Genomic DNA, 25,026 nt, shown 5'->3' with positions numbered 1-25,026 from the left:
GCAGCAGGCGGAGCTGTACCGCACCATCAGGCGGAGGTTCCAGCTTCAAGCCAGGCCGCCCCGGCGTGAAGGGGGAGGCAGAAAGCCGGCAACCGTGCTTTCTGCCTCCCCTGTTCAATCTTCCCAGGAGGTTTAGATGCAGCATCTGAGTTCGTTGGACGTAAAAGGCAAACGCGTGCTGGTGCGGGTGGACTACAACGTGCCGGTCAAGGATGGCGTAGTGCAGGACGATACCCGCGTCACCGCCAGCCTGCCTACTGTGAAGGCCCTGCTGGATGCCGGCGCCTCGGTGGTGCTGATGAGCCACTTCGGTCGGCCCAAGGGCGGTCCGGAAGACAAGTACAGTCTGAAGCCCGTGGCGCCTGTGCTGGAACAGGTCCTGGGCAGGCCGGTGAAGTTCATTGCCAGCCTTCCGGGAAGCGAAGAGACGCTCCTGGCTGTGCAGCAGTTGCAGCCTGGAGAGGTGGCCCTGCTGGAAAACGTGCGCTTTGAGGCCGGCGAGGAGAAGAACAATTCGGACCTCAACCAGAAACTCGCGCGCCTGGGCGACGCCTTCGTCCTGGATGCCTTCGGCAGTGCCCACCGGACGCACTCGTCGGTAAGCGGCGTGGCCGCCCAGCTCCCCCACGCGGCAGGCGCGCTGCTTCAGACCGAGGTCGAAGCCCTGGGCCGCCTGACCGAGTCTCCTGAATCGCCGTATGTGGTCATCATCGGCGGGGCCAAGGTCAGTGACAAGATCAAGGTCATCGAGAACCTGCTGCCGAAGGTGGACCGCATGCTGATCGGCGGCGGCATGATGTTCACCTTCATCAAGGCGCGTGGCGGCGTGATCGGCAACAGCCTGGTCGAGGACGATCAGGTCGACTATGCGCGCGGACTGCTGGAGCAGTTCGGCAACAAGCTGATGCTCCCGACCGACGCGGTGGCCGCCGACCGCTTCGCTACAGACGCGGCCACACAGGTCGTCCCTGCCGACCAGATTCCCGAAGGCTGGATGGGGCTGGATATCGGTCCGGACACCCAGCAGGCCTACACTGAGGCGCTGCGCGGCGCCAGGACGGTGTTCTGGAACGGGCCTATGGGCGTGTTCGAGTTTCCCGCGTTCGCGGCTGGCACCAATGCTGTCGCAGCCGCGGTGGGCAGCCTGAAGAATCAGGCCTATACGGTGGTGGGCGGTGGGGATTCGGTCAGCGCCATCAACAAGAGCGGCAAGGCTGACCAGATTGACCACATCAGCACGGGTGGCGGCGCCAGCCTGGAACTGCTGGAAGGCAAGGCGCTGCCTGGCGTCGAAGCGATGCGCTGATGGCCGTCACCTGCCTGCTTCGTTACGAAGTGCGCGCCGAGCATCTGGCCGATTTCGAAACGTACGGGCGCAGGTGGATTACCCTGGTCGGCCGGTTCGGAGGGGAGCACCACGGTTACTTCCTCCCCTCCGAAGGCGCCTCGGACGTGGCCTACGCACTGTTTACCTTTCCCAGCCTGACCGCATACGAGGCCTACCGCGAGCAGTCGGCCCTCGATCCTGTGTGTCAGAAGCTCTTCGAGCAGCTACCAGCCTACGTGACACGCTATGACCGAACCTTTTTGAGGCCCGTGTTCGACGGGCAGGAGCCGTAAATGCCGAAAAATCTGTTGGCCCTGAACTGGAAAATGAACAAGATCCCCTCGGAGGCCCAGGCCTGGGCTGCCGAACTGTCCTCCGCACTCTCACTGGGTGACGCGGAACTGGCCGTCATGGCCCCCGCCATCATGCTTCCAGTCCTGGCAGCCGGACTGCCGGCCGGCGTGGCTTTCGGCGGACAGGATGTCAGCCAGCATGAAGCGGGGGCCTACACGGGTGAGATCAGCGCAGCCATGCTCCGAGACGTGGGAGCAACCTACGCCATCGTGGGTCATAGCGAGCGCCGCGAGTACCACGGCGAAACGGACGCTGTCGTCGCAGCCAAGGCACGCCAGGCCCAGGCCCACGGTCTGACACCCATCGTGTGTGTGGGTGAAGGACTGGAGGTGCGTGAACGTGGAGAGCACGTCCAGTACACGTTGACTCAGTTGCGCGCCAGCCTTGAAGGGGTCGGGACAGACCTCGTCATCGCCTACGAGCCGGTGTGGGCTATCGGGACTGGCAAGACCGCGACGGCTGAGGACGCTGAGGAGCTCGCCGCTGCTATCCGCAGCGCCCTGTCGGAGCAGTACGGTCAGGCTGCTGAAGGACTCCGCGTGCTGTACGGCGGAAGCGTCAAGCCGGACAACATCTCCTCCATCTGCGCCAAACCTAACGTCAATGGTGCACTGGTCGGAGGGGCCAGTCTGAAAGTTGCCGATGTCGTCGGTATGAACGACGCGCTGATGTAGGGGGAGTCAACGTTCCCCGCTCGCCTTTCAAGCGGGGGCAGGTTTCGTAAGTGAATTGTTTCACGATATTAAGTTATCGTGAAAATTGGAGTTCCTACTAGAATGTAGTAATGGCGCTTCATCTGGCTATACATGGGCGTTGCAAGGGTACTCTGGCCGGTCTGACCTCAACCTTGCCACTAAATATTCCTGTCTGCTGGCATGGAGGCACGTGCACAGAGCTATGTCAGGCACCGATGCTCGTGGCAAGGGTCAGTGGTCTCCAGCATGACGACACCCCTTTCCATCTTCCACCTTCCACGGAAACAAGCGACCACACTCAGGGAGCCGTGGCGGCCCAAACAGTGGTGCTTAGGCCAGTACAAGCGGAATGACGCTGCCTGTCTGTCTTCTGTCCAGCCCGCCTATACTGACCGCCGATGATCAGCAATATTCGTGACCTGAAGCAGCACGTGGGCGAGACCGTTACGCTCCATGCCTGGCTGACCGACAAAAGCGGCAAGGGAAAGATCCAGTTCCTTAAACTCCGGGACGGTAGTGGATTCGTGCAGGCCACAGTGTTCAAAAATGATGTGGAAGAAGATGTATTCGAGTCGGCCAAACGGTTGACGCAGGAACAGGCGCTGACCGTGACTGGCGAGGTCCGCGCCGATGAGCGGGCTCCAGGCGGTGTTGAACTGAGCGTTCGGAGCCTCTCCCCCATCAGCGAAAACCATGCCGAGTACCCGATCACTCCCAAGGAGCACGGAATCGAGTTCCTTATGGACCAGCGCCATCTGTGGCTGCGTCACCGACGCCCCTGGGCCATCATGCGTATCCGCGACTGCATACAGCGTGCCATTGTGGACTTCTTCCATGGCGAAGGTTTCGTGCGGTTTGATGCCCCGTTCTTTACGCCCAACGCAGCAGAAGGCACCACTGAACTTTTTGAAATCGACCTGTTTGGCGAGGATAAGGCCTATCTGTCGCAGACCGGCCAGTTGCACGCCGAAGCCGGCGCGTTTGCCTTTGGCAAGGTGTACACCTTCGGCCCGACCTTCCGGGCCGAGAAAAGCAAGACCCGGCGGCATCTGCTGGAATTCTGGATGGTGGAGCCGGAAGTCGCGCCCAGCAACCACACGCAGAATATGGACCTGCAGGAGCGCTTCGTCAGCTTCCTTGTGCGGCGTGCGCTGGAAGAATGCGCGGTCGAACTTGAACTTCTGGGACGTGACCTCAGCAAACTCCAGGGCGCGGCTAATGGGAACTACCCCCGCGTGACCTACACCGAGGCACTCGAAATTGTCCGGCAGCACATCGAAAACAAGGACCTGCCACCCAACGTACAGGAGGATGTCCAGCCGGTCGAATGGGGCGACGACCTGGGAGCACCCCACGAGACCATCCTGGGGCACCACTTCGACCGTCCCGTGATGATCGAGAAGTATCCAGCTGCCATCAAGGCCTTCTATATGCAGCCGGACCCGGAGAACCCCAAGGTCGCCCTGTGCGACGACATGATTGCTCCCGAAGGCTACGGTGAGATCATCGGCGGCAGCGAACGCATCCATGACTACGACCTGCTGAAGTCCCGGATCGAGCATGAGGGACTGCCACTGGAAGCCTTTGACTGGTACCTGGATCTCCGCCGGGTTGGCAGCGTGCCACATGCGGGATTCGGAATGGGTCTGGAGCGGGTTATCGCCTGGATCAGTGGGATCGACCACATCCGGGAAGCCATTCCATTCCCGCGTATGCTTACACGCATGCGACCCTGAACGAAGCAGGAAGGCATGAAGGGTTGAGTCAGTAGATCTCAACCCTTCTTTCTTTGGACGACTGAAGTGGAAAGAGCGAGAACAGGAAGAACCGCTTTATGTGAATAGATTCACGATAAAACGCCTATGTGACAGTTTTGTTCCTTGGTTTGATGTCGTGTGGGCTAAACTGTTCTTATGATCGCCTACAGCGAGGTTTGCGCTTTTACCAATACCCCGGGGCATGGCAATCGGGCCGGGGTGGTGCTGGATGCTTCCGACCTGAGCGAACGGGAGATGCAACAGTTGGCAACGTTTGTTGGCACACCTGAGACGGTGTTCGTCACCCGTCTTGCGCCTGGGGCCGTCCGGGTCCGGTACTTCACACCTACGCAGGAAATAGAGTTCTGCGGACACGCCACGGTGGCGCTGGGGCTCATTCTGGCCCAGGGAGGACACTGGACGGGACAACCCCTGCACCTGGAAACTCTGGCGGGCCGGGTGCCCTTGCGGCTCGATAGTCAGGCGGGCGTTCCCAGCCGGGTCTGGATGCGGCAGCCTTCACTCCAGGTTCGTTCCGTGCCCGCGAGCCTGCATACTGATCTCGCAGAAGCGCTGGGAATCGACTCGCGCATGATTCACCGGGGGTTACCGCTGGCTGCCGCGAGCACCGGTGGCTGGAGCGTGGTTGTCCCCCTTCTCGACCGGCTGATTCTGGACGCAGTGGAGCCGGACCTGCCGCGTATTCATGCGCTTACTGAGGCGCTGGACGTCACCAGCCTGTACGCCTATGCACCCGTCGGTGTAAACCGGTTCGCCACCCGGGATTTCGCGCCCCGGGTCGGCATTCCCGAAGATCCGGTCTCCGGCAGCGCAGCTGGTGCGCTGCTGGGTCTGCTCGCGTCGCAGGGGCGGCTGCCGGTGCGGGGCGAGCGCGCCTGTGGCCTGATCGCCCAGGGACATGCCATGGGGACTCCGGGGGAAGTGGAGGTTGAAGTCGAACTGCAGGGCCGTGATGTACGCGCAGTGCATGTCGGTGGCGAGGCAGTTCTTGATCGTGAAGGTGTCTGGACGAGGCCCCTGAGCAGTTAGCTCATCTGGAACAACGCCACTACACGCTACCCGCCAACCCCTACACTGCCCGGATGCTTGGACTGATCGGTGTGGATGTCGATGGGACCCTGGTGGGGACCAGCAATGTAGTCAGGGACGATGTCTGGAAAGCCCTGGAAGACGCCCGGGCACGCGGCGTCAGGATCGTCCTGTGCAGCGGCCGGCCGGCTTTGGGGCACGCCCTGGAGTATGCACGGCGGCTGGACCCCGATGGCTGGCACGTGTTTCAGAACGGTGCCAGTGTGGTGCACGCCAAGAGCGGCGAGAGCATGTCAGAAACGTTTCCCCCAGAAGCGCTGCCTGTACTGCTGGAACGGGCCAGAGCCAAGAGCCGCCTGCTGGAGGTTTATTCCGATACCGAGATGGCCGTGACCCAGCCGGGGGATCTGGCACGTCGGCATGCCGCCCTGCTGGGCGTACCCTACGACCCTCAGTCCCCGGAAGAGCTGCGTGGAACGCCGGTCAGGATCCAGTGGGTGGTGCCGAGGGAACAGGAAGAGCAGGTGGTGGCTGACCCACATGAGGGACTTGATCTGCACCCTGCTGGCAGCCCGGGTATGCCTGACGTGATGTTTATCAGTGTGACGCGCGCCGGCATCAGCAAAGGCAGCGCCATCCGGCGGATTGCAGCCGAGTACGGTGTTCCCCTGGTTCGCGCCATGATGGTTGGAGACGGCGAGAACGACGTGTCAGCCATGAGAGTGGTGGGCCATCCGGTGGCGATGGGAAATGCGGACGCGCCGGCGCGGCAGGCCGCCCGACACACGGTGGGTCATGTAGATGAGGGTGGACTCCGTGAGGCAGTCGAGCTGGCACTAACGCTTTAACTGACCAAACAGCAGCGTCCCCGCCATTCCATTGGCGGGGACGCTGAGTTAACGGCTTACACCAGGACGGGCTCGGTGTACTCCCCGTACACCGTTTTCAGCACGTCCATCTGCTCGCCCAGGGTCACATAGGCATGGGCGCATTCCAGGAAGGCCGGCATGGAGTTCGCTCCGGTCACGGCCGTATCGCGCAGGGCTTCGATCGCAGCGGTGGCACGCTGCGGGTCGCGTTCGCGGCGGACCTGGGCCAGGCGCCGGGCCTGCAGTTCCTCGACCTGCGGGTCAATGATCTGCAGCGGAACTTCCACAGCATCCTGCACAAACTCGTTGACGCCGACAATCAGACGGTCCTTGGTTTCGACTTCTCGCTGGTAGCGATAGGCGGCCTCGGCCATTTCCAGCTGGAAGAAGCCGTTGTCGATCCCCGCCTCGACACCGCCCATCATCCGGATCTGCTCGATGTAGCCCATGGCGGCGGCCTCAATGTCGTTGGTGAGCTTCTCGACGTAGTAGCTCCCAGCCAGGGGGTCGACCACGCCAGCCACGCCGGTTTCATAGGCAATGATCTGCTGGGTGCGCAGGGCGATGGCGGCGCTTTCCTCGGTGGGCAGAGCCAGCGCTTCGTCGAAGGCGTCGGTGTGCAGGCTCTGGGTGCCGCCCAGCACCGCCGCGAGGGCCTGAATCGCCACCCGCGCGATGTTGTTCAGAGGCTGCTGGGCCGGGAGCGACACCCCGGCAGTCTGCGAGTGCGTGCGCAGCATCCAGCTCTTGGGGTTCTTGGCGCCGTAGCGGTCGCGCATCTGACGCGCCCAGATGCGGCGGGCGGCACGCAGCTTGGCAATTTCCTCGAAGAAGTCGTTGTGGATGTCCCAGAAGAACGAGATGCGCGGAGCGAACTCGTCGATGTTCAGGCCGCGTTCCAGGGCCTTCTCGACGTAATGGAAGCCGTCGGCCAGGGTGAAGGCAAGTTCCTGCACGCCGGTCGCGCCGGCCTCACGGATGTGATACCCGCTGACTGAAATGAAATTCCAGCGGGGAACCACCTTGGGGCCCCACTCGAAGGTATCGATCACCAGTTTGACGCTGGGAGCGGGTGGGTAGATGAACTCCTTCTGGGCAATGAATTCCTTGAGGATGTCGTTCTGGATGGTGCCGCCGACCTTGCTCAGATCCTTGCCCTGCTTCTGGGCGTTGGCGATGTACATGGCCCAGATGGCGTTGGCCGGCGAGTTGATGGTCATGGAGGTTGTGACCGCTTCAGGGTCGATACCCTGGAACAGGATCTCCATGTCTGCCAGAGAACTGACCGCCACACCGCACTTGCCAACCTCACCTTTGCTGAAGGGGTGATCCGAGTCGTAGCCCATCAGGGTCGGCAGGTCGAAGGCCGTGGACAGTCCGGTCTGGCCGGCTTTGAGCAGGGAGTGAAAGCGCTCGTTGGTCTGCTCGGCGCTGCCGAAGCCGGCGAACATGCGCATGGTCCAGAGCTTGCCGCGGTACACGCTGGGCTGCACACCACGGGTATACGGGAACTCGCCGGGGTAGCCCAGGTCCCGTTCGGCGTCCCAACCGGACAGGTCGTCCGCCGTGTAGATCGGCTCAGGGTCCATGTCCGAGAGGTTCTTGAAGTTGTACTTGCGCTCCGGAAATTTCTGCGCGGCAGGCTCGTAGACGCTTTGCAGCCACTCGTTCTTGGTCTTCATGGGGCACCTCCAGGGGAGACAGGCAGGATCGGCATCTTGGTAATTGGTTGCAAAAAACTAACGCCCGTTAGGTTGCTTCCAGGGTAGCAGAGTCTTTTCCTAAGCACGTGTGTGGCAGCCCATAAACGGCCCTGGAAATGAAGCTGAAACAGTGGTTCTGCCTGTGCCCGCCGCTCTGCAAGGGACGACATCCCCGGTCTGCCCTTGAGATCTGCTAAAATCTACGTTTGGGTGTCCCGCCCCGCGATCGTGTGGCGGGCTTTTTTATGCCTGAGAAGAGAGCTGACGGCATTCCAGCGCACGGCTGGCTGCTCAAGGCTCGGCACGAGGAGCGAATAGAGTTATGGAATACCGGAACATCGCCATTATCGCGCACGTTGACCACGGCAAGACCACGCTGGTGGACGGACTGCTCAAGCAGACCCTCAAGCTCGGCCACGGCGAGGAAATTGCCGAGCGCGCCATGGACAGCAACGACCTGGAAAAGGAACGTGGCATCACCATCCTGGCCAAGAACACGGCCGTGGAATACAACGGCGTCAAGATCAATATCGTGGACACGCCCGGCCACGCCGACTTCGGTGGCGAGGTCGAGCGTGTGCTGGGCATGGTGGACGGTGCGCTGGTTCTGGTGGACGCGGCCGAGGGTCCCATGCCCCAGACCCGCTTCGTGCTGCGCAAGGCCATCGAGCTGGGCCTCAAGCCCATCGTGGTCATCAACAAGATTGACCGTCAGGATGCCCGCCCCGAAGAAGTCGTCAACTTAACGTTCGACCTGATGGCTGAACTGGGTGCCAATGACGACCAGCTGGACTTCCCGATCCTGTACGCCATTGCACGTGAAGGCAAGGCGTTCAAGGACCTGAGCAGCCCGCAAGAAGACATGCACGAGCTGTTCGAGATGGTGCTCGAGCAGATTCCTTCTCCCAGCGTTGACCTGGAAGCGCCGTTCCAGATGCTGGTCACCAACCTGGACTACTCCGAGTACCTGGGCCGCATCGTGCTGGGCCGGGTTCAGCGCGGCACCGTCAAGAAGGGCGAATTTGTGCAGCTGATGCACAAGGACGGCACCATGACCAAGTCCCGCGTGGTGCAGCCGTTTACCCACATGGGCCTGCGCCGTATTGAGGTCGATCAGGTTGGGGCCGGCGACATCGTGGCCCTGGCCGGCATCGAGGACGCCCAGATCGGTGAGACCGTGGCCGACCTGGCCGATCCCGAGGCCTTGCCCATCATCACGGTGGACGAGCCGACTGTCTCCATGATCTTCCAGCCCAACACCTCGCCGTTCGCGGGCAAGGAAGGCAAGTACGTCACCTCACGACACATCAACGACCGACTCAAGCGCGAAGTCATGACCAACGTGTCGCTGAAGGTCGAGGAAATCCGCCCCGACGAGTTCAAGGTCAGCGGACGCGGGGAACTGCACCTCTCGATCCTGCTTGAGACCATGCGCCGCGAGGGCTATGAAGTGCAGGTCGGCGCGCCCCAGGTGATTATCCGGGAGATCGACGGCGAGAAGCACGAGCCGCTCGAGCACCTCGTCATTGACGTGCCGGAGCATCATGCCAGCACGGTCATCGGTGTTCTGGGCGCCCGCAAGGGCCAGATGGTGAACATGGAGCCCCAGGGCACCCGCACCCGCGTGGAATTCAAGATTCCGTCGCGCGCGCTGTTCGGCTTCCGGACCCAGTTCCTGAGCATGACCCAGGGCGAAGGCATCATGAGTCACATCTTCGACGGGTATGCGCCCTGGGCCGGTGACCTCAAGACCCGCCAGAACGGCTCGCTGGTCAGCATGGAAGACGGCGTTGCGTTCGCCTACAGCATCTGGAAACTGCAGGACCGGGGCAGCTTCTTCATCGATGCCGGCCAGGACGTGTACGTGGGAATGATCGTGGGTGAAAACGCCCGTGAGCAGGACATGAACGTCAACGTCTGCAAGAACAAGAAGCTGACCAACGTTCGTTCCAGCGGTGCCGACGAGGCCCTGACCCTGATTCCGCCCAAGCGCATGAGCCTGGAAGACGCGCTGGAATACATCGCAGATGACGAACTGGTCGAACTGACCCCACAGAGCATCCGTCTGCGCAAGAAAGTGCTGAACCCCAGCTTCCGCAAATAAACGGAGCTGCAACTGGAGGCCGGACAATGTCCGGCCTCCAGCGCTTTGCTGAATATCGGTGGGAACTTGCCGAGGGCAATCAGCGTACCCTGAACATATGAACGGTGCGACCCTTCAGAGGACACACTGATGCCCGAGGTCCTGAACTGGCTGGCCTTGCCTCTGGCCATCTTCGCCATGATTCATTTTCCTGGGGTGATGTTTTCGTCGCGCGGTCGCAGGGCAAAAGCTGTGGCACGGGCTTCCGGGCTGGTGGTCCTGGCAGCACTGCTGGGAGCAAGCTGGGTGGTACACCCGGCAGCCGGCATGCTCCTGGGTTTTTTCGGATCGCAGGCTTTTGGCAACTGGCAAGGGCGCAGGGCAGCCCTGTTCACCGGGCTGGTGGCCGCGTTCGTCTTCAGCGCGCTAGGCGCCGGGTGGATCATGTACCCGCTGGCCGTCATGGCGGCGTTCTGGTTATTGAACCAGGGGTCAGCGGGCAACCGGCGGCGTCACCGTGAGCCTTCGGCGCCTGCAGGAGCACTGCCAGAGCACACCAGTGGGCGGGTCTGGCATTTTCCAGATGTGGCACCCTCAGCGGCGCAGACGTCGCCGGCAGGTACGAGCAGGCGTAAGGCTCAGACAGTGCAGTCGACCGCTAAGCCTGTTCCTGTCAATGAACCAGCCAGCCTTTTAGCGGCCCTGCACCAGGATGACCGGCTTCCGGGGGATGTCCGTGCCCGGCTCGTGGCACTGGACCTACGGACGCAGGAGGCCCTGACGCACCTGCAGTCCGGGGGCCAGACCAGCAGTGAGGGGGCTTATCTGGCTCGCGCCATCCGTGAGGACTATGCCCCGACCGCCGTCCGAGCCTACCTGAAACTGCCCCAAGAGCAGGCTGAAGTGACGCCACTTCAGAATGGGAAAACCGGCGGTGAACTGCTCAGAGAACAGCTCGACCTGCTGCTCCGAGCCGTGCAGGAGCTGCTGGGCGGGGCCCTGCAAGCCAGCAGTCAGGACCTTCTGACTCACCAGCGTTTCCTGGAAGAGCGGTTCGGGACAGGCGGCAAAGACCTGAAGATTTGATCGGGCCCTTTGGGCAACGGTGTCCAAGGTGACCATGAAGCTGCTTTACTGCCTGCATGACTGCCGAGCTCACCGTGCGCCGCGCTGACCGGGCTGACGTGCCCGCCATCCTGGAGATCTACAACGAGGCGGTCGTCAACACCACGGCTTCATATGATCTGGTACCCGTCAGTCTGGAATCCCGGCTGACATGGTTCGACCACAAGCAGGGCACAGGCTGGCCGGTGCTGGTGGCCGAGCAGGAAACCCATGTGGTGGGCTGGGCCACCTTCGGGCCCTACAGGGACAAGGCCGGGTACGCCGGTACCGTGGAGCACAGCGTGTATGTGCAGGCTGGAGGCCGTGGCAGCGGTGTGGGCAGGGCCCTGATGGCGCCGCTGATTGCCGAGGCCAGGGCACGTGGCCTGCACGTGATGCTAGGCGCGGTCGATGCCGAGAATGCCGCGAGCATTCGATTTCACCAGAGTTTCGGCTTTGTGGTGGCCGGGCAGCTGTCGCAGGTCGGGCGCAAGTTTGACCGCTGGCTGGACGTGGTGTTTATGCAGCTGATGCTTCAGGAGCCAGCCACGACATCCTGATTACGTTGATGGCGTAACGCGCTATGCTAGGTGAGATGACTGCCGTCTCCCCTGCTTCACTTCCCCAAGCCCTGGCGGTGTTGAACCGAGTCTGGGGCTACAGCGCGTTCCGGGGGGTTCAGGCCGATATCGTACGAACAGTGATCGAGGGCGGCAACGCGCTGGTTCTGATGCCGACAGGGGGCGGGAAGAGTCTGTGTTATCAGGTTCCGAGTCTGTTGCGTCCTGGCACAGGCGTCGTCGTTTCTCCTCTGATTGCCTTGATGAAGGATCAGGTCGACGCCCTGCGTCAACTGGGCGTCCGTGCGGCGTTCCTGAATTCCAGCCTGAGCCCTGAGGGCGTACGCGAGGTCGAGCAGGCTCTGCTGGCCGGTGAGCTGGACCTGCTGTACGTGGCCCCGGAGCGGCTGCTGGTGTCACGCACCCTGGACCTGCTGGAACGCGCGCAGGTGGCACTGTTCGCCATTGACGAGGCGCACTGTGTCTCGCAGTGGGGGCATGATTTCCGGCCCGAGTACGGGCAGTTGCATGTGCTGCCCAGGCGTTTCCCGCACGTTCCGCGGCTGGCACTGACCGCCACCGCCGACGAACGTACCCGGGCCGACATGCTGCGCGTGCTGGAGTTGCATGGGGCGCCGCAGTTCGTCAGTTCGTTCGACCGGCCCAACATTCAGTACCGGGTGGCGGGCAAGGAAGGTCCCAAGGCGCAGCTGCTTGACTTTATCCGCGCCGAGCACCCTGGTGACGCCGGAATCGTGTACTGCCTCTCGCGCAAATCGGTGGAGGAAACGGCGCGCTGGTTGCAGTCACAGGGGCTGGATGCGGTGGCCTACCACGCCGGGCTTTCGCCTCGTGAGCGCAATCACGCCCAGGAACGGTTCCTAAACGAGGAAGGGTTGATCGTGGTGGCCACAGTGGCCTTCGGAATGGGCATCGACAAGCCAAACGTGCGCTTCGTGGCGCACCTGGACCTGCCCAAGAGCATGGAGGGCTACTACCAGGAAACTGGCCGCGCCGGACGCGATGGCCTCCCCAGCACTGCCTGGATGGTATACGGGCTTGCGGACGTGGTCAACGTGCGCCGAATGCTGGCTCAGAGTGACGCCCCTGATGAGGTCAAACGGGTGGAAGCCGGGAAGCTCGACGCCCTGCTGACCTACTGCGAGGCGGCCAGCTGCCGGCGCCAGATCCTGCTGGACTACTTTGGTGAGCAGCTCCGCGAGCCGTGTGGAAACTGCGATGTCTGCATGAACCCGCCGCGCGTGCAGGATGCCACCCGCGAGGCGCAGATGGCGCTGTCAGCGGCCATCCGAACCGGCAACCGCTTTGGCGCGGCCCACCTGACCGATGTCCTGCTGGGCCGCGAGACCGAAAAGGTGCTGGCCATGGGCCACCATCAGCTGCCGACCTTCGGGGTGGGACGCCAACACGACGAACGCTACTGGCGCGGCGTGCTGAGACAGCTCACCAGCCTGGGCTACCTTACATCAGGTGAATTCCACGGTCTGAGTGCGACAGGCAAGGCCCGCGCCATCCTGAAAGGAGAAGCGGCGCTTGCCCTGCGGGAAGACAGCCTCCAGCCGCGTGAACGTGTGCGCAGGCGTGACTCGGCGCGCCCTGGACGAGCGGGTGTAGGAGCACAGGACCAGCCGCTGTTCGAGGCGCTTCGTCAGTGGCGACTGAGCAAGGCACGGCAACAGGGGGTGCCGCCCTACGTCATTTTCACCGACGCCACGCTGAAGGTGATCGCCGAGCTGCGACCTGGCACTCACGCGACCCTCGGCACGGTAAGCGGTGTGGGGCAGAGGAAACTCACCGAGTACGGCGACGAGGTACTTCAGGTGGTGCGTGATCTGAATAGCTCCCCGGACGCTCAGGCCGAGGCCCAGGACCGGGGGATGGCGGGCAACCGGGCCGTGCTGGACATTTTGAAGGGGGCTGGCCGGAGCGGTGGGGCTGAAGAACATACGCTCGGAGGGCCGGTCAGCAGCCCGGATCAGGACCGCGTGGAAGCCGTGGCGGAGGCGCTCCGGGCGACACGGCGGGAACTGGCCAGCGAAGCCGGCGTCAGCGCCTTCCTGGTGTTTCCTAATGCCACGCTCGAAACGCTGGCACAGCGTCAGCCCCGCAGCCTGGACGAGCTGCGGGGGCTGCCGGGTCTGGGACCCAAGAGGATGGAAGCCTACGGCGAACGCATTGTTCAGACGGTCCGTGCCGTGCTGAGCGACTAACCGGCAGGCCGGGAGCTCAGAACGAGTAGCTCTTGGGCACCACGACCACGCCGCTTTCTGTCACGGTGAAGCCGCGCTCGCGGTCCTCATTGTGATCAACTCCGATCCGGGTGCCCGGCGGAATTTTGACATTCTTATCGACAATGACGCGGTTCAGGTGGCTGTGCCGCCCGACCTCCACGTCATCGAACAGGACACAGTTCTCGATCAGGGCGTACGAGTGCGCCCTGATACTCCGCCCCAGCACGCTGTCACGCACGGTGGCGCCGCTGATAATCACTCCGCCGGCCATGACCGAGTTGAAGGCCTGACCCTTGCGGCCCTCGCTTTCATGCACGAATTTGGCTGGCGGAGAAAACTCGCTGCTGGTGCGCAGAGGCCAGCTGGGGTTGTAGATGTCGAATTCCGGATTGATGCTGATCAGGTCCATGTTGGCTTCGTAGTAGGCGTCGATCGTGCCGACGTCGCGCCAGTACAGGTTCGGATTGGACTGCCCCGGAATGGGGTTGCGGTGAAAGTCATAGGCCTGCACGTGATACCCGTCCGCCAGCGCACGCGGAATCACGTTGTGGCCGAAGTCGAAACCCTCTTCCTGGCCGCTGATGCTGGTGTGCAGCAGTTCCTCGAGCGCGCGCCGGGAAAAGATGTAGTTGCCCATGCTGGTCAGCGACAGGTCCGGGTTGTCCGGCAGACCAGGCGGGTCCGGCACCTTTTCCATGAATTCGGTGACGCGCCATCCCTTGTCCACCTGCATCACCCCGAATTGATGGGCGTTGCTGCGTGGCATGGGATACGCCGCGATGGTGACGTCAGCGCGCGAGTCGATGTGCTTCTCGAGCATGTGCTCGACGTTCATCTTGTAAATGTGATCCCCGCTGAAGATGGCCACGTAATCGGCGTCGAAGTTGTCGATCAGGTGCATATTCTGGTACACCGCGTCCGCGGTGCCGCGGTACCAGACGGCCCCAAGTTCCTCGTAGCGGTACATCTGCGCCGGCACCAGCGTGATGAAGTAGTCGCTGAGAAAGGTCCCGAAGCGCCAGCCGCGCTGGATATGCTCAGTCAGGCTCTGCGCCTTGTACTGGGTCAGCACGTAGATGGAGAACACGCCGCTGTTCATAAAGTTGTTGATGGCGAAATCGATGATGCGGTATTTGCTGCCAAACGGAACTGCAGGCTTGCTGCGCTTCTGTGTCAGCGGTGCGAGGCGCGAGCCTTGGCCACCAGCGAGAATCATGCCCAGAACACGTGGTTTCATGCCTGCTCCCTGAGATGTGGAAGAAAAGGGGTCCGGCCCGCGGGCAACATGCCCTGTGACGGACCCTGCCGGAACCCGGGCGGAAAAGAACGTCGTCTACCCCTTAATTCTAGGTGGCGAAGGCGGCAGCTCCGGTCTTTATGCTTTCTTGGGTCCTAACCGGGTCAACGGATCACCAGATGGTGCGACAGCTCGGCCTGGGCGCCATCTACGGTCTGAATAATCGCGCCCAGCTGTGTTCGCATGAAGGTCAATTGGCGCCTGGCGTATTGCCGCGACGCGCCGAGCACCGCCGCGGCAGCCTCCGACAGAGTCATCGACCCTTCTGCCACCGCCAGGGCCTCTGTATAGCCCAGGGCCTGCCAGGCGGTCGGTCTCGGGAGGGTGGCCGGCTCCACGCGCGAGGCCAGCCACCTCGCTTCCTGCGGCCAGCCCTGATCGAGCATGACCTGGATTCTCTGGTGCATCCGGGCTTCAAGTTCTGCGGATGGCCGGGTAAAGGCCGTGACCTGGTAGCGAAACGCTGGCGGCGAGGTTCCGAATTCCCCGGGAAAGCGGCCGGTGCTGCGGTAGACCTCCAGGGCACGCACGATACGCCGTGGGTTGCGCTCCATTCTGGCGGCCTCGGCAGGATGAGCACCGGCAATTTCAGCGAGGAGCGCGTCAAGCCCGCGGCTATGCAGTTCGGCCTCGATGGCGCCGCGCGTCCCCGGGTCCGAAGGCGGAGTCAGGGGCAGGCCGCGCATGAGGGCCCGCAGATAAAACCCGGTGCCTCCCACCACCAAGGGCTGTTTTCCCCGCGCCAGTATGTCGTGCAACGCTGCCTCTGCGTCCCGGACGAAACGGGCTACATCGTAGAATTCAGTGACCTCGGCAATGTCGATCAGGTGATGAGGAACTGCGTTGCGCTCATCCGGGGCAGGCTTGGCGGTCCCAATGTCCAGGCCCCGGTACACCGTGAAGGCATCGGCGGAAACGATTTCCAGGGGCACTCTAGCGGCAATGGCCAGGGCCAGCGCTGTTTTACCGGCGGCCGTCGGGGCTGTCAGGATGGGAATCACCGGGCTCACAGGCCGGATTGTAGGCCAGTGGTCTGGTGACGGGGTTTTGGCAGCACGGGATGCGGGGCAAAGGGGTGCTGTGCCGGTCCTGTCTCGCTTCGTCCTGATCCTGCTGGCAAGCTCTCAAGATGCAGTGGTAGCGTACTGAACATGAACGAGCCGGTCCTGAGTCGCCTGCAACACCTGATGACCCTGCGTGAAGGCGTGGAATCCCTGACCAGCAGCGGGCCATGGGTCCCGCTGGCCGACTGGACAGATTCGGACAGCCACATCACGCTGCACATGGATGTTCCCGGCGTCGTGCCGGACAGTCTGGCCCTGCATGAGACTGGAGAGAGCGTCACTGTGTCCGGGGAGCGCCCTGCACCTGTGGGGCGCCTCAGCGCCGAGCGGCCCCACGGGGCATTCAGCCGCACGCTGGGGCTGCCGGTGGAGATCGTGCCGCAAACTGGTCAGGCCACGCTGGTGGGCGGGGTTCTGTGTGTACAGTTTGAAAAGCGCCATCCGACGATCAACGTCGAAGCCGACGAATTCTCAGATACTTCCAGCAGCCACCCCTGAAGTTAAAGGGCACATTAAGGCGGGGGACGCAGACTGCGGGACTCTTCTGTTCTGATTCCTGGAGCAGCCCTCTAGCATAAACTTAATGTCTCTCCAGGGTTCCATGTTCGTAAGCTGGCCGGCTGAACGATGAATGCAAGACGTGTGAATCGACCTGCCCTGATAGCTCTGCTGACCCTGGCGACTGTGGGTTCTTTTTCAGCGCACAGCGCCGCGAGTCGCCCTGCCTGTGACCCCACCGGCCGGGTGATGAACAGCCTGTTCAACCGTCCTGCTGGAGCCAAACGCGTGTGCAGCGGGCGAAAGTACATCGCCTACGCAGCAGAAATTCAGCAGTATTACGCCCTCGGGGTCCGCTTCGAGATCTGGACGGCAACGGAAGGTCAGGCGGCCCGGACCTTTGACCAGACCCTGAAAGTCAAATTGCGGCAGTTCGGCTATCTCGCCTCGGAGGCCCTGACCAATGGCGATGTCAAATACAACCATGCCCAGGGTCGAGGGGTGCGGATTTCGCGCTGGACCGAGGGCAACAGCCGCTACTGGATGCTGTTCCTGTACTGAGCGCACGGGCCCTGTCCCTGCCCAGGGCACGGAATTTGGAACACCTAATCCTGTTAGCCTCGTCAAAGGTATGGACCGCACGATACACATAGCGCTGGGCAGCGTGGTGGTGGCCACTGTCGTGCTGGGTCTGAAGTTCCTGGCCTATCTGATGACCGGTAGCCTCGCGCTGTATTCCGACGCGCTGGAAAGTGTCATCAACGTGGCGGCGGCGCTTGCCGCCCTGTTCGCTCTGAGAATTGCGGCCCGGCCAGCCGACGCAAACCATCCCTACGGCCACACCAAGGCCGAATACTTCAGTGCCGTCGCCGAGGGCGTCCTGATCGTCCTGGCGGCCGTGACCATCCTGCGGGAAGCCATTCCTGCACTCCAGAACCCCTCCATGAAGGCTGCCCCGCTTTCGGGCCTGATGGTCAATATGGGCGCCAGCGTTCTGAACGCCATGTGGGCCACCTTCCTGCTGCGGGCCGCCCGCGCGGTCAGGTCTCCTGCCCTGCTGGCCGACGGACGGCACCTGCTGACCGATGTCGTGACCAGCATCGGCGTCCTGATTGGTGTGCTGCTGGCCCGCATGACGGGGTGGCATGTGCTTGATCCGTTGCTGGCCGTCCTGGTGGCGATGAACATTCTGTGGAGCGGCTGGCATCTGGTGCGCGACAGTGTGGGAGGACTCATGGATATCGCCGATCCACAGACCACCCGGCGCCTGCGCGAACTGATGAGCATCCACGCCGAGGGGGCCCTCGAAATTCATGACCTGCGGACCCGTCAGGCTGGTCAGGTCACCTTTGTCGAGTTCCACATGGTCGTGCCGGGGGACATGTCTGTGAGCGAGGCTCACCTTATCTGCGACCGTCTGGAGGACGCGATCCGGGCCGAGATCGGGGGCGCCAATGTCACCATTCACGTTGAGCCGCAGGACAAAGCCAAACACCATGGTGTGCTGGTCCTGTGACAGGGAAATCACCCTCGACGACTTGACGGTCCCGTGCGCCCTGCCCCCGGTGGCGCTGCTTCCTGAGGTTCTTGGCCCAGTAGCATGAGCCTGTGACCGACCGAGGCGAGCGTCCCACGCGGCCCATCGCGGCGAAGCCAGCTGGCTACCTGGAACTGGCCCGCTACTCCAGTCTGGGGCGGCTGTGGTCACTGCTGTCTGGGGCGCAGCGTGCAGGGCGAAAAGTCTCTCTGATCCGCGGCGACGCCCCCGAGACTGCCCGCCGCCGCATCAGCGGATACGCGCTTCCGGGGGCGGGAATCTTCCTGGATACCGCGCGGGTGCTGAGTGAACTGGAAGATGGATTTGACCCCCACCCCGCGCTTGTGTCCCTGCTGGCCGGAGACGCAGGACCACTGCGCACCGAGCTCAATGCTCACTTCGAACTGCAGCTGGAATTTGTGGTGGCTTTGACCGCAGGGAGAGACCTAATCGCGCGTCCGGAGTTCGGGTATGTGCCGATTATTCCCGGCCTGAGCACCCTGCCGGCAGACCTGCCATTGAGAGCCCGGCGCCTGCCGCGTGACGAGGTGCATCTGCTGCTTCAGCGTGCCTGCGGGCTGGCCTAGGGCTCGGCGAAGGAGGCGCCAGCCCGTGGCCTGATGCCTCGTTGTCGGCGGCTACGGGACCCGTTCAGCCATCGCTGGGCGTGCGCTTTTTGGGCTTGCTGGCTGCAAATTTGGCCAGGCTCAGGGTAACGTTCGGCGGCGTATTCGTAAGCAGGTGACGTGAAGCGGGGTTCCGCGCTGCAAAGGTCTCCACCCGGCCAAACATGATCTCGAAGACATCACGCGGCATGTCCAGGGCCGGGGTCAGGCGTACCGTGCGCTTGCTGCTCAGGCTCAGGTTGGCCATGACCCCCGCCTGATGCAGTTCCCTGAGCGCCAGGATGGCGGTGCCCTCGTATACGAGTTCCTTGACCGGTCCCGGGAGCGGGACGCCCACCACCGGCTGGAACTGCATGGCCAGCAGCAGGCCCTGACCGCGGACCTCCTGCACCAGGCGGGGGTAGCGGGCCTGAAGGCCCTGCAGGTGGCCCAGGCCGATCTGGCCCAGTTCGAGGCTGCGGCGGGGCAGGTCGGTCTCGATCAGGTGTTCCAGGCTCCGCAGGCCCACCGCCATGGCCAGCGCCGCGCCCCCGAAGGTGTTGCTGTGGCGCTTGCTGCTCAGTCCACCAAGCATTTTCTTGTAGATGGCGTGGCGCACGATGGTGGCCCCGACAGCGACCAGTCCGCCCCCCAGCGGTTTGGCCAGTGTCACGATGTCCGGGTCCAGCCCCTGAGCCGCCGATTCAAACCAGTGGCCGGTCCGGCCAAGACCGGTCTGAATCTCGTCGGCAATGACCACGATACCGTGGCGGCGGCACAGCTCCCCCAGGCCGCGCAGGAAGCCCTCGGGCGGAATGTTCACGCCACCTTCGCCCTGGATAGGTTCGACCACCACACAGGTCACCTTGTCCGGTCCCAGGCGGCGGATCAGCGCCGACAGAGCGTCCAGGTCGCCGTAGGGGCAGGTGACGGCCCCCGGAACCAGCGGGCGGAAGACATCCTGGTACTCGGGGTTGGGCGTCAGGCTCAGGCTGCCCATGGTCTTGCCGTGGTAGGCGCTGTTAAAGGAAATGCTGTATTTGGTACCGGGCCGCCACGCGCGGGCAAACTTCAGGGCACCCTCGATGGCTTCCGTGCCACTGGAACAGAAGAAGACCTGACTGTCATGGTGGCTGGGCAGTTCACGGGCCAGCAGGCGTACCAGATTGGCTTCCAGCGCCGCGCGCCAGGGGCTGCTGGACTGCTGCGGCAGGCTCATGGCACGGTTCTTCTCCAGGAATTCCTTCAGAAACCCGGTCAGGACCGGCGGCATCTCCCCAAAAGGCGTGGCCGAGTACCCGCTGGCATTGATGCGCCGCACGCCCTGCTCATCTTCCAGTTCCCAGGGTGTCACGCGGGAGAATGGGCCAGCGACCCCGATCAGGTTCAGCCCATACAACAGTTCCTCGTTGCCGTGTTGCAGTTCCAGGGTCCGGACCTGGGCACCAGTCAGGCGGTCGTCGAGTACGTCGCGGCTGCGAATAAATCCGTGGGGCAGTCCCGTCATCCCGCCAGTGTAGCTGTGGGTGACCGATGGCTGGCAGACGCTGAGTCGTGTCAGTGGCGCACCGACTGCAAGAATGCATCAATTCCACCAGGATGCGCCTGGGCGTCCAGGCCGTCAGCGCGCAGGTACCGGGCGGCCAGGCCGGAACGCACTCCACGTTCGCAGACCACTAGCAGGGGCCCCGAGTGCTGGCTCAGGCCGTGCTGACCGTCTTCGATGGCCTGCAGGCTGAGCACGATGACCAGCACGCCGGGACCCTCCAGCGGCTGGGCCTGCCGAAGGTCGTCGGGCCTGAGGTCCACCACGGTAACAGGGTCGGGCAGCGGCATCCAGGCAGCATACCTGCACCGCAACGGCCACATTCCGACCTGTGCGCTCGGGTATGCTGGGTCAATGGAAGAAGTAACGCCACAGGAAGGGCAGCGCCGTGTCCAGCAGGGCGCGTTGCTCGTGGATGTCCGCGAGCAGAACGAGTTCGATGAGGTGCACGCCGAGGGTGCCCAGCTGATCGCCCTCAGCGAGTTCGAGGGCCGGGCGGCCGAACTGCCGCGCGACCGCGAACTGGTGATGATCTGCCGCAGCGGCGCCCGCAGCGCCCGCGCCGGACAGTACCTGCTGGATCAGGGCTACAGCAGGGTAGTGAATCTGGCGGGCGGCACGCTGGCCTGGGTGGACGCCGGCCTGCCCAGTGTGCGCGGCGGGTAAGGGAGACGTATATGGAAGAACAGATGAACAGCGCGGCGCAGGAAGTGTCAGGTCTGCCCAATGAGGAGCAGGTTCTGGAGGCCCTGAAGATCGTCAAAGACCCGGAAATCCCGGTCAACGTGGTTGATCTGGGCCTGATCTACGGGGTCGATATTCAGCCCAGCGGGATGGTGGACATCACCATGACCCTGACCAGCGTGGGCTGCCCGGTCCAGGACCTGATCCGAGCGGACGCTGAAATGGCCGTCAGCAGGCTTGACGGCGTCAGTGAAGTAAACGTGGAATTCGTATGGACTCCACCGTGGGGTCCTGACAAGATGACCGAGGACGGCAAGCGCCAGATGCGCATGTTCGGCTTCAACGTCTGACCCAGTGACCAGGTCAAGCGCCGCCTCATATGGAACGAGGCGGCGCTTGACTTGTCTTCAGAGCCCTGGTGGGGGTTGTCTCGTCATTTCGGGCGTGGGTAACTACGGTGTCAAGGCTATGGCCATGAACCGCCGGTGTCCCGGCCCTCAGTCGTCGCTGCTGCGTGCCAGGGCCAGCACGTTCAGGAACTGTGCCAGAGCCATCGCGAAGCCGGCCACATAGGTCAATGCCGCGGCATTCAGGACCGCGCGGGCGCCTTTCTGGCCCTCGGCCGAGCCGTTCAGGCCACGCTGGTTCAGGTAGACCAGGGCCCTGCGGCTCGCATCGAACTCCACTGGCAGGGTTACCAGGTGAAACAGCAGGGCGGCCCCGAACAGCGCGGCTCCGATCCAGATCAAGCCCGTCAGCTGCGTGACGATGCCGCCCAGCAGCAGCAGCGGCGCCAGGTTCATTCCCAGACTGAGCGGCAGGGCCATCTGACCACGCAGCACCAGAGCGGGCATACGCACCTTGTCCTGAATGGCGTGCCCAACCTCATGGGCGGCCACTGCCATGGCACTGACGCTGGGCACGTTGAAGTTCCCCTCGGACAGGTTCACGGTCTTACGCACAGGGTCGTAGTGGTCGGTCAGCCGACCAGGAACCATCTGAACCGGCACCTGCGAAAGGCCGTTCTCGTCCAGCATCAGGCGTGCGACCTCAGCACCGGTCAGGTTATGGGCATTGCGAACCTGGCCCCAGGTCCGGTAAGCACGGGTCAGGTGCCCCTGAATCAGCATCGAGGCCACAAAGATGAGCAGGATCAACGGCGTGTAGGGGCCAAGAAATTCCATAGCAGTGTCCCTCCAATGCCTATGCTAGCGACGCCTGGACGAGCCTAATGAAAGCGCGCTGACAGGAGCTTGACCCTCAGGCCCCGGGCGCCGCCGGGACAGCCCGCACGATAAAACGAATCGCGGTGCGTTCCTCCCGGTCCACGTCGAGCTTGATGAATTCAGGCTGTACGCTCAGGTCGATGCCGTTGCCGGCCAGGTATCCCCGGGCGATAGCCAGTGCCTTGACCGACTGATTGACCGCAGCCGGTCCGATGGCCTGAATTTCTACAGCATGCTGGGTCCGGAGCAGGGCTGCGACGGCACCTGCCAGGGCATTGGGCCTTGAATTTCCGGAGACACGCAAAACTTCCAATTGACAACCTCTGGGGACTAATCACCCCGTTCCTGAATGGAAATTCTGCCGCGCGCGGCGCAAGGCGCACAATGCCCCCCCAGCGGGGGCAGCAACGAAAGGCCTCAAGATTGACGGTTACTCAATTCCCGCTGGGTGCCCCGTAAAGGCCGCATCAACTTCCGGGCGGCGTACGCGGGCACACTGTCGTCATGGAAGTTGTCCTCGCTGCCGGCGCCGTGATCCTTCCGTTCGTGCTGCTTCCGGTGCTGTACCCGGCCCGCAGCAGCAGCGAACACCGCTGATCACGGACCAGATCCCCCTATACCGCCATTCAGGCCCCCGCTGATGCGGGGGCTGTTTCCTGGCTGGGATGAATGGGAGCCGTTCACACCAACGGGGCACCGGGTCGTGCACCGAGCCAGGGACAAAGCTTCTTACGTCACCGCAGACCGGTCCAGAACGCAGTACGCGGCCTTGTGCGGCGTGACAGCGACCGAAGGACCATGGTGGTCTGAAGCTGGCTTCCAGAATCTCCAGTGCGGGTGGTCATCCCATACGTTTCATGATCTGCGCGAAGAGGGACTGGCCGCGCCGCCAGCTGGCGCCAATGTCTGCTGCCTGACGAGTGCCACGCCGGAACTGCTGCTGGTCATCCGGGCCGCCGCAGCCGCCGGGTCCTTCCCTGATCCTCAAGTGGCCCATCATGTCCGTCAATCCGGGAAGCGGTGAACCGTGTCCATTCCTGGAGGGGCTATGGGACCAGCCATGAGCAGAACCCCACGAGCCTTTCCTATTTCCCAAGCGCGTCCTGAATCTTTCTTGCCAGCATATCTGCCACCGCCCTTGAGCGAATTCCGTCACCCACGGTGTACTTCCCACCGCCCGCGAACTCGGCCCTTAAGCTGTAGGTGTGATGGCTGTCACGGTCAGCGCCGCCTGCAGACACGACCGGTACGATCCGTTGTACCGAAGTGGCCGGCCACTCCCCGTTCACCTGTTTGAAAGGAGACTGGCCGCGCACGATCAGCCTCTGACCGGTGGCCTCCACGCGCAGAGGCGCGGTCCATAACCGTACTCCGGTTACCATCAGCCCCAGCCCAACCAGCCCGAATACCAGTTCCGGTCCTCCTCCCAGGCGGAGCAGCATTAAACCGGTAACCGTGATAAAAGCTGCGCCCACCACAATAAAGGCTCTTGCCGTGTCCCTGTGGCGCCGTGCGGAAAAATCGATCCGCAGGCCGCCGTCCAAAGGTGTCAGCGTCGCCAGAGAAGCGGGCAGCGCGGCCGGTTCTGCCAGCGGTGCCGTGGACGGCGCTTTGTGCGTCTCCGGGATCACCGGCAAATGCAATTCGGCCTCTGGCCCGGCTGGAACAGGCGCACTGCCCAGAGAAGGTGAGACTATCAGCGGGAAATTCCGGCTGATTTTGCCGTCAGGCCACACGAGGTTCAGCCGCCAGGTTATTCGTCGTCGCCCATTCAACCCACTGGCCTGAGAGGTCGCGGGAGGGTCGAACCGGCATGTCAGTACGCCGCCTGCCTCACGGACCCGCAGTTCCTGTTCCCACAACAGCCGCGTGTCCTGGTGCTTCCGACCCTGATTGATCTCCTCGTTCACCAGGCGCAGTGTGTAAATCCCGCCTTCAGGCGGCTTTCCAAACTCGATCCTGGCCCACAGTGGCCGGCCCACGGCAGGCTGACCTGGGGCCAGAGTCAGTGTCATGCGGCCGATACGGTGACTGTCCCGCACGTCCTGCGCCCACCATCGCGTTAGCCCTACACCGATCAGTGGAAAGATCAGCACCGCCAGATGTCCTCCCCAGAGGCCCCGTTCAACCAGAACCAAGGCCCCCAAAGGGAATGTCAGCAGGTTCCAGCACAGCACGAATCCGAAAACCATCCACTGTCCCTCCCGCTCGTCGGACGAAATGCGCGGCGGGTTGGTCCGTGCCTCCCCCTTGGGCTTTGACCGAGTCGTCCACCACGCTCCCAACCCAGCACCCAATCCGACGAGTGGAAACACGGTGGCGAAGGGCAACATGAACAGCACCTGTCCGACTCGCAGGTTGCGGTTAACTACCGCCTGTGACGGCTGCGAAGGATTGACCCACACGGTGACCGGAGTTCCCTTCTCCAGGGCGTCACGGAGGACACGGTACTGGGCAAGCTGCCAGTCGCCGATATTGTCTCCGCCTCTGGCCACTCCCAGACGCGACGATTCGTAGGTTTTGCCTCCATAGCGATAGGCATAACGCGTCTGGGCCTCATAGGTGCTCGAATTTCGGCCGGCTTCCGTTTCGAGGTCGGCTTGCAGAACCTGCGCCTCGACCGCGACCCATCCTCGGGCGGACTGCCAGCCATGGATCATTTCAACCAGTTGCGAAGCCGCCAGAAAGCCAAAGCCTCCGAAGGGAAGGACAAACACCAGCCAAAACAAAAGCAGGCCCACCTTATTTTTCACACTTAACCTCTCCACCCATTAAGCCACAATGAAGGTAACGGCCGCACGACTATTCTGCAGCG

The 25,026-nt window shown here is 62.9% G+C and carries 24 protein-coding genes; 16 read left to right on the top strand and 8 right to left on the bottom strand.

What is annotated here, in order from left to right; translation table 11 throughout:
- Positions 1-136: 136 nt before the first annotated feature.
- The 6 genes from IEY49_RS05855 to IEY49_RS05830 all read left to right on the top strand — a co-directional run bounded on the left by IEY49_RS05855 (position 137) and on the right by IEY49_RS05830 (position 6,031).
- The gene (locus IEY49_RS05855; protein WP_189005463.1) at positions 137-1,306 is read left to right on the top strand and encodes a phosphoglycerate kinase; all 1,170 of its coding nucleotides are present in this window, start codon (positions 137-139) and stop codon (positions 1,304-1,306) included.
- Positions 1,306-1,620, top strand: a complete 315-nt coding sequence (locus tag IEY49_RS05850) for an NIPSNAP family protein (protein ID WP_189005462.1) — start codon at positions 1,306-1,308, stop codon at positions 1,618-1,620. The genes IEY49_RS05855 and IEY49_RS05850 overlap by 1 nt, the downstream gene beginning before the upstream one ends.
- A complete protein-coding gene (gene tpiA, locus IEY49_RS05845) occupies positions 1,621-2,355 on the top strand; it encodes a triose-phosphate isomerase (protein ID WP_189005460.1) in 735 nt (244 codons plus the stop codon). It begins immediately after the preceding gene.
- A gap of 419 nt (positions 2,356-2,774) precedes the next feature.
- Positions 2,775-4,112 carry an asparagine--tRNA ligase gene (gene asnS, locus IEY49_RS05840; RefSeq protein WP_189005458.1) on the top strand — a complete coding sequence of 446 codons (1,338 nt, stop codon included), beginning with the start codon at positions 2,775-2,777 and terminating at the stop codon, positions 4,110-4,112.
- A gap of 177 nt (positions 4,113-4,289) precedes the next feature.
- Positions 4,290-5,183 (top strand): PhzF family phenazine biosynthesis isomerase, encoded by an 894-nt coding sequence (locus IEY49_RS05835; RefSeq protein WP_189005456.1) that lies wholly within the window; start codon positions 4,290-4,292, stop codon positions 5,181-5,183.
- 53 nt (positions 5,184-5,236) lie between these two features.
- Positions 5,237-6,031, top strand: coding sequence for a Cof-type HAD-IIB family hydrolase (locus IEY49_RS05830; RefSeq protein ID WP_189005455.1), 795 nt, complete (start codon positions 5,237-5,239; stop codon positions 6,029-6,031).
- A gap of 56 nt (positions 6,032-6,087) precedes the next feature.
- Here the strand turns inward: IEY49_RS05830 and IEY49_RS05825 are convergent, their stop codons facing one another.
- Complete coding sequence (locus IEY49_RS05825) at positions 6,088-7,734, bottom strand: methylmalonyl-CoA mutase family protein (RefSeq protein ID WP_189005453.1); 1,647 nt, start codon at positions 7,732-7,734, stop codon at positions 6,088-6,090.
- 343 nt (positions 7,735-8,077) lie between these two features.
- Between IEY49_RS05825 and typA the strand changes: the two genes are divergently transcribed.
- The 4 genes from typA to recQ all read left to right on the top strand — a co-directional run bounded on the left by typA (position 8,078) and on the right by recQ (position 13,733).
- Entirely contained in the window at positions 8,078-9,859 is a 1,782-nt protein-coding gene (gene typA, locus IEY49_RS05820; protein ID WP_189005451.1) for a translational GTPase TypA, read from the top strand.
- Between the two features lie 129 nt (positions 9,860-9,988).
- Positions 9,989-10,924, top strand: coding sequence for a hypothetical protein (locus IEY49_RS05815; RefSeq protein ID WP_189005449.1), 936 nt, complete (start codon positions 9,989-9,991; stop codon positions 10,922-10,924).
- A gap of 56 nt (positions 10,925-10,980) precedes the next feature.
- Positions 10,981-11,502 carry a GNAT family N-acetyltransferase gene (locus IEY49_RS05810; RefSeq protein WP_189005447.1) on the top strand — a complete coding sequence of 174 codons (522 nt, stop codon included), beginning with the start codon at positions 10,981-10,983 and terminating at the stop codon, positions 11,500-11,502.
- Positions 11,503-11,537: 35 nt separating this feature from the next.
- The gene (gene recQ, locus IEY49_RS05805) at positions 11,538-13,733 is read left to right on the top strand and encodes a DNA helicase RecQ (protein ID WP_189005445.1); all 2,196 of its coding nucleotides are present in this window, start codon (positions 11,538-11,540) and stop codon (positions 13,731-13,733) included.
- Positions 13,734-13,749: 16 nt separating this feature from the next.
- On the opposite strand, the gene glgC is transcribed toward recQ, so the two are convergent.
- Both glgC and miaA read right to left on the bottom strand, forming a co-directional pair.
- The gene (gene glgC / locus IEY49_RS05800) at positions 13,750-14,991 is read right to left on the bottom strand and encodes a glucose-1-phosphate adenylyltransferase (protein WP_189005443.1); all 1,242 of its coding nucleotides are present in this window, start codon (positions 14,989-14,991) and stop codon (positions 13,750-13,752) included.
- 164 nt (positions 14,992-15,155) lie between these two features.
- Positions 15,156-16,061 carry a tRNA (adenosine(37)-N6)-dimethylallyltransferase MiaA gene (gene miaA / locus IEY49_RS05795; protein ID WP_189005441.1) on the bottom strand — a complete coding sequence of 302 codons (906 nt, stop codon included), beginning with the start codon at positions 16,059-16,061 and terminating at the stop codon, positions 15,156-15,158.
- A 141-nt stretch (positions 16,062-16,202) separates the two neighbouring features.
- Between miaA and IEY49_RS05790 the strand changes: the two genes are divergently transcribed.
- The 4 genes from IEY49_RS05790 (at position 16,203) to IEY49_RS05775 (ending at position 18,737) form a co-directional block, all read left to right on the top strand.
- Positions 16,203-16,613 carry an Hsp20/alpha crystallin family protein gene (locus tag IEY49_RS05790; protein WP_189005439.1) on the top strand — a complete coding sequence of 137 codons (411 nt, stop codon included), beginning with the start codon at positions 16,203-16,205 and terminating at the stop codon, positions 16,611-16,613.
- A 144-nt stretch (positions 16,614-16,757) separates the two neighbouring features.
- On the top strand, positions 16,758-17,174 hold the full coding sequence (locus IEY49_RS05785; RefSeq protein WP_189005437.1) for a hypothetical protein: 417 nt from the start codon (positions 16,758-16,760) through the stop codon (positions 17,172-17,174).
- A gap of 70 nt (positions 17,175-17,244) precedes the next feature.
- On the top strand, positions 17,245-18,129 hold the full coding sequence (gene mntE / locus IEY49_RS05780; protein WP_189005436.1) for a manganese efflux transporter MntE: 885 nt from the start codon (positions 17,245-17,247) through the stop codon (positions 18,127-18,129).
- Positions 18,130-18,221: 92 nt separating this feature from the next.
- Positions 18,222-18,737 carry a hypothetical protein gene (locus IEY49_RS05775; RefSeq protein ID WP_189005434.1) on the top strand — a complete coding sequence of 172 codons (516 nt, stop codon included), beginning with the start codon at positions 18,222-18,224 and terminating at the stop codon, positions 18,735-18,737.
- A gap of 64 nt (positions 18,738-18,801) precedes the next feature.
- On the opposite strand, the gene IEY49_RS05770 is transcribed toward IEY49_RS05775, so the two are convergent.
- Both IEY49_RS05770 and IEY49_RS05765 read right to left on the bottom strand, forming a co-directional pair.
- The gene (locus IEY49_RS05770) at positions 18,802-20,262 is read right to left on the bottom strand and encodes an aspartate aminotransferase family protein (RefSeq protein WP_189005432.1); all 1,461 of its coding nucleotides are present in this window, start codon (positions 20,260-20,262) and stop codon (positions 18,802-18,804) included.
- Between the two features lie 50 nt (positions 20,263-20,312).
- Positions 20,313-20,591, bottom strand: a complete 279-nt coding sequence (locus IEY49_RS05765; RefSeq protein WP_189005430.1) for a rhodanese-like domain-containing protein — start codon at positions 20,589-20,591, stop codon at positions 20,313-20,315.
- A gap of 64 nt (positions 20,592-20,655) precedes the next feature.
- Between IEY49_RS05765 and IEY49_RS21380 the strand changes: the two genes are divergently transcribed.
- Together IEY49_RS21380 and IEY49_RS05755 are read left to right on the top strand one after the other, a co-directional pair.
- Positions 20,656-20,967 carry a rhodanese-like domain-containing protein gene (locus IEY49_RS21380; RefSeq protein WP_229780660.1) on the top strand — a complete coding sequence of 104 codons (312 nt, stop codon included), beginning with the start codon at positions 20,656-20,658 and terminating at the stop codon, positions 20,965-20,967.
- Between the two features lie 11 nt (positions 20,968-20,978).
- A complete protein-coding gene (locus IEY49_RS05755) occupies positions 20,979-21,335 on the top strand; it encodes a metal-sulfur cluster assembly factor (protein ID WP_189005426.1) in 357 nt (118 codons plus the stop codon).
- 147 nt (positions 21,336-21,482) lie between these two features.
- Here IEY49_RS05755 and IEY49_RS05750 read toward each other — a convergent pair whose 3' ends face one another.
- From IEY49_RS05750 to IEY49_RS05740, 3 genes are all read right to left on the bottom strand, one after another.
- Complete coding sequence (locus IEY49_RS05750) at positions 21,483-22,169, bottom strand: zinc metallopeptidase (RefSeq protein WP_189005424.1); 687 nt, start codon at positions 22,167-22,169, stop codon at positions 21,483-21,485.
- A 76-nt stretch (positions 22,170-22,245) separates the two neighbouring features.
- Positions 22,246-22,524, bottom strand: a complete 279-nt coding sequence (locus tag IEY49_RS05745) for a stage V sporulation protein S (RefSeq protein ID WP_189005423.1) — start codon at positions 22,522-22,524, stop codon at positions 22,246-22,248.
- A 772-nt stretch (positions 22,525-23,296) separates the two neighbouring features.
- On the bottom strand, positions 23,297-24,964 hold the full coding sequence (locus tag IEY49_RS05740; RefSeq protein ID WP_189005421.1) for a DUF3592 domain-containing protein: 1,668 nt from the start codon (positions 24,962-24,964) through the stop codon (positions 23,297-23,299).
- Positions 24,965-25,026: the final 62 nt, after the last annotated feature.

The organism is Deinococcus malanensis, from assembly GCF_014647655.1.
In the GTDB taxonomy this organism is placed as follows: Bacteria; Deinococcota; Deinococci; order Deinococcales; family Deinococcaceae; genus Deinococcus; species Deinococcus malanensis.
Note: the sequence above shows the minus strand (reverse complement) of the source record. Positions and strands in the feature narration are given on the sequence as shown.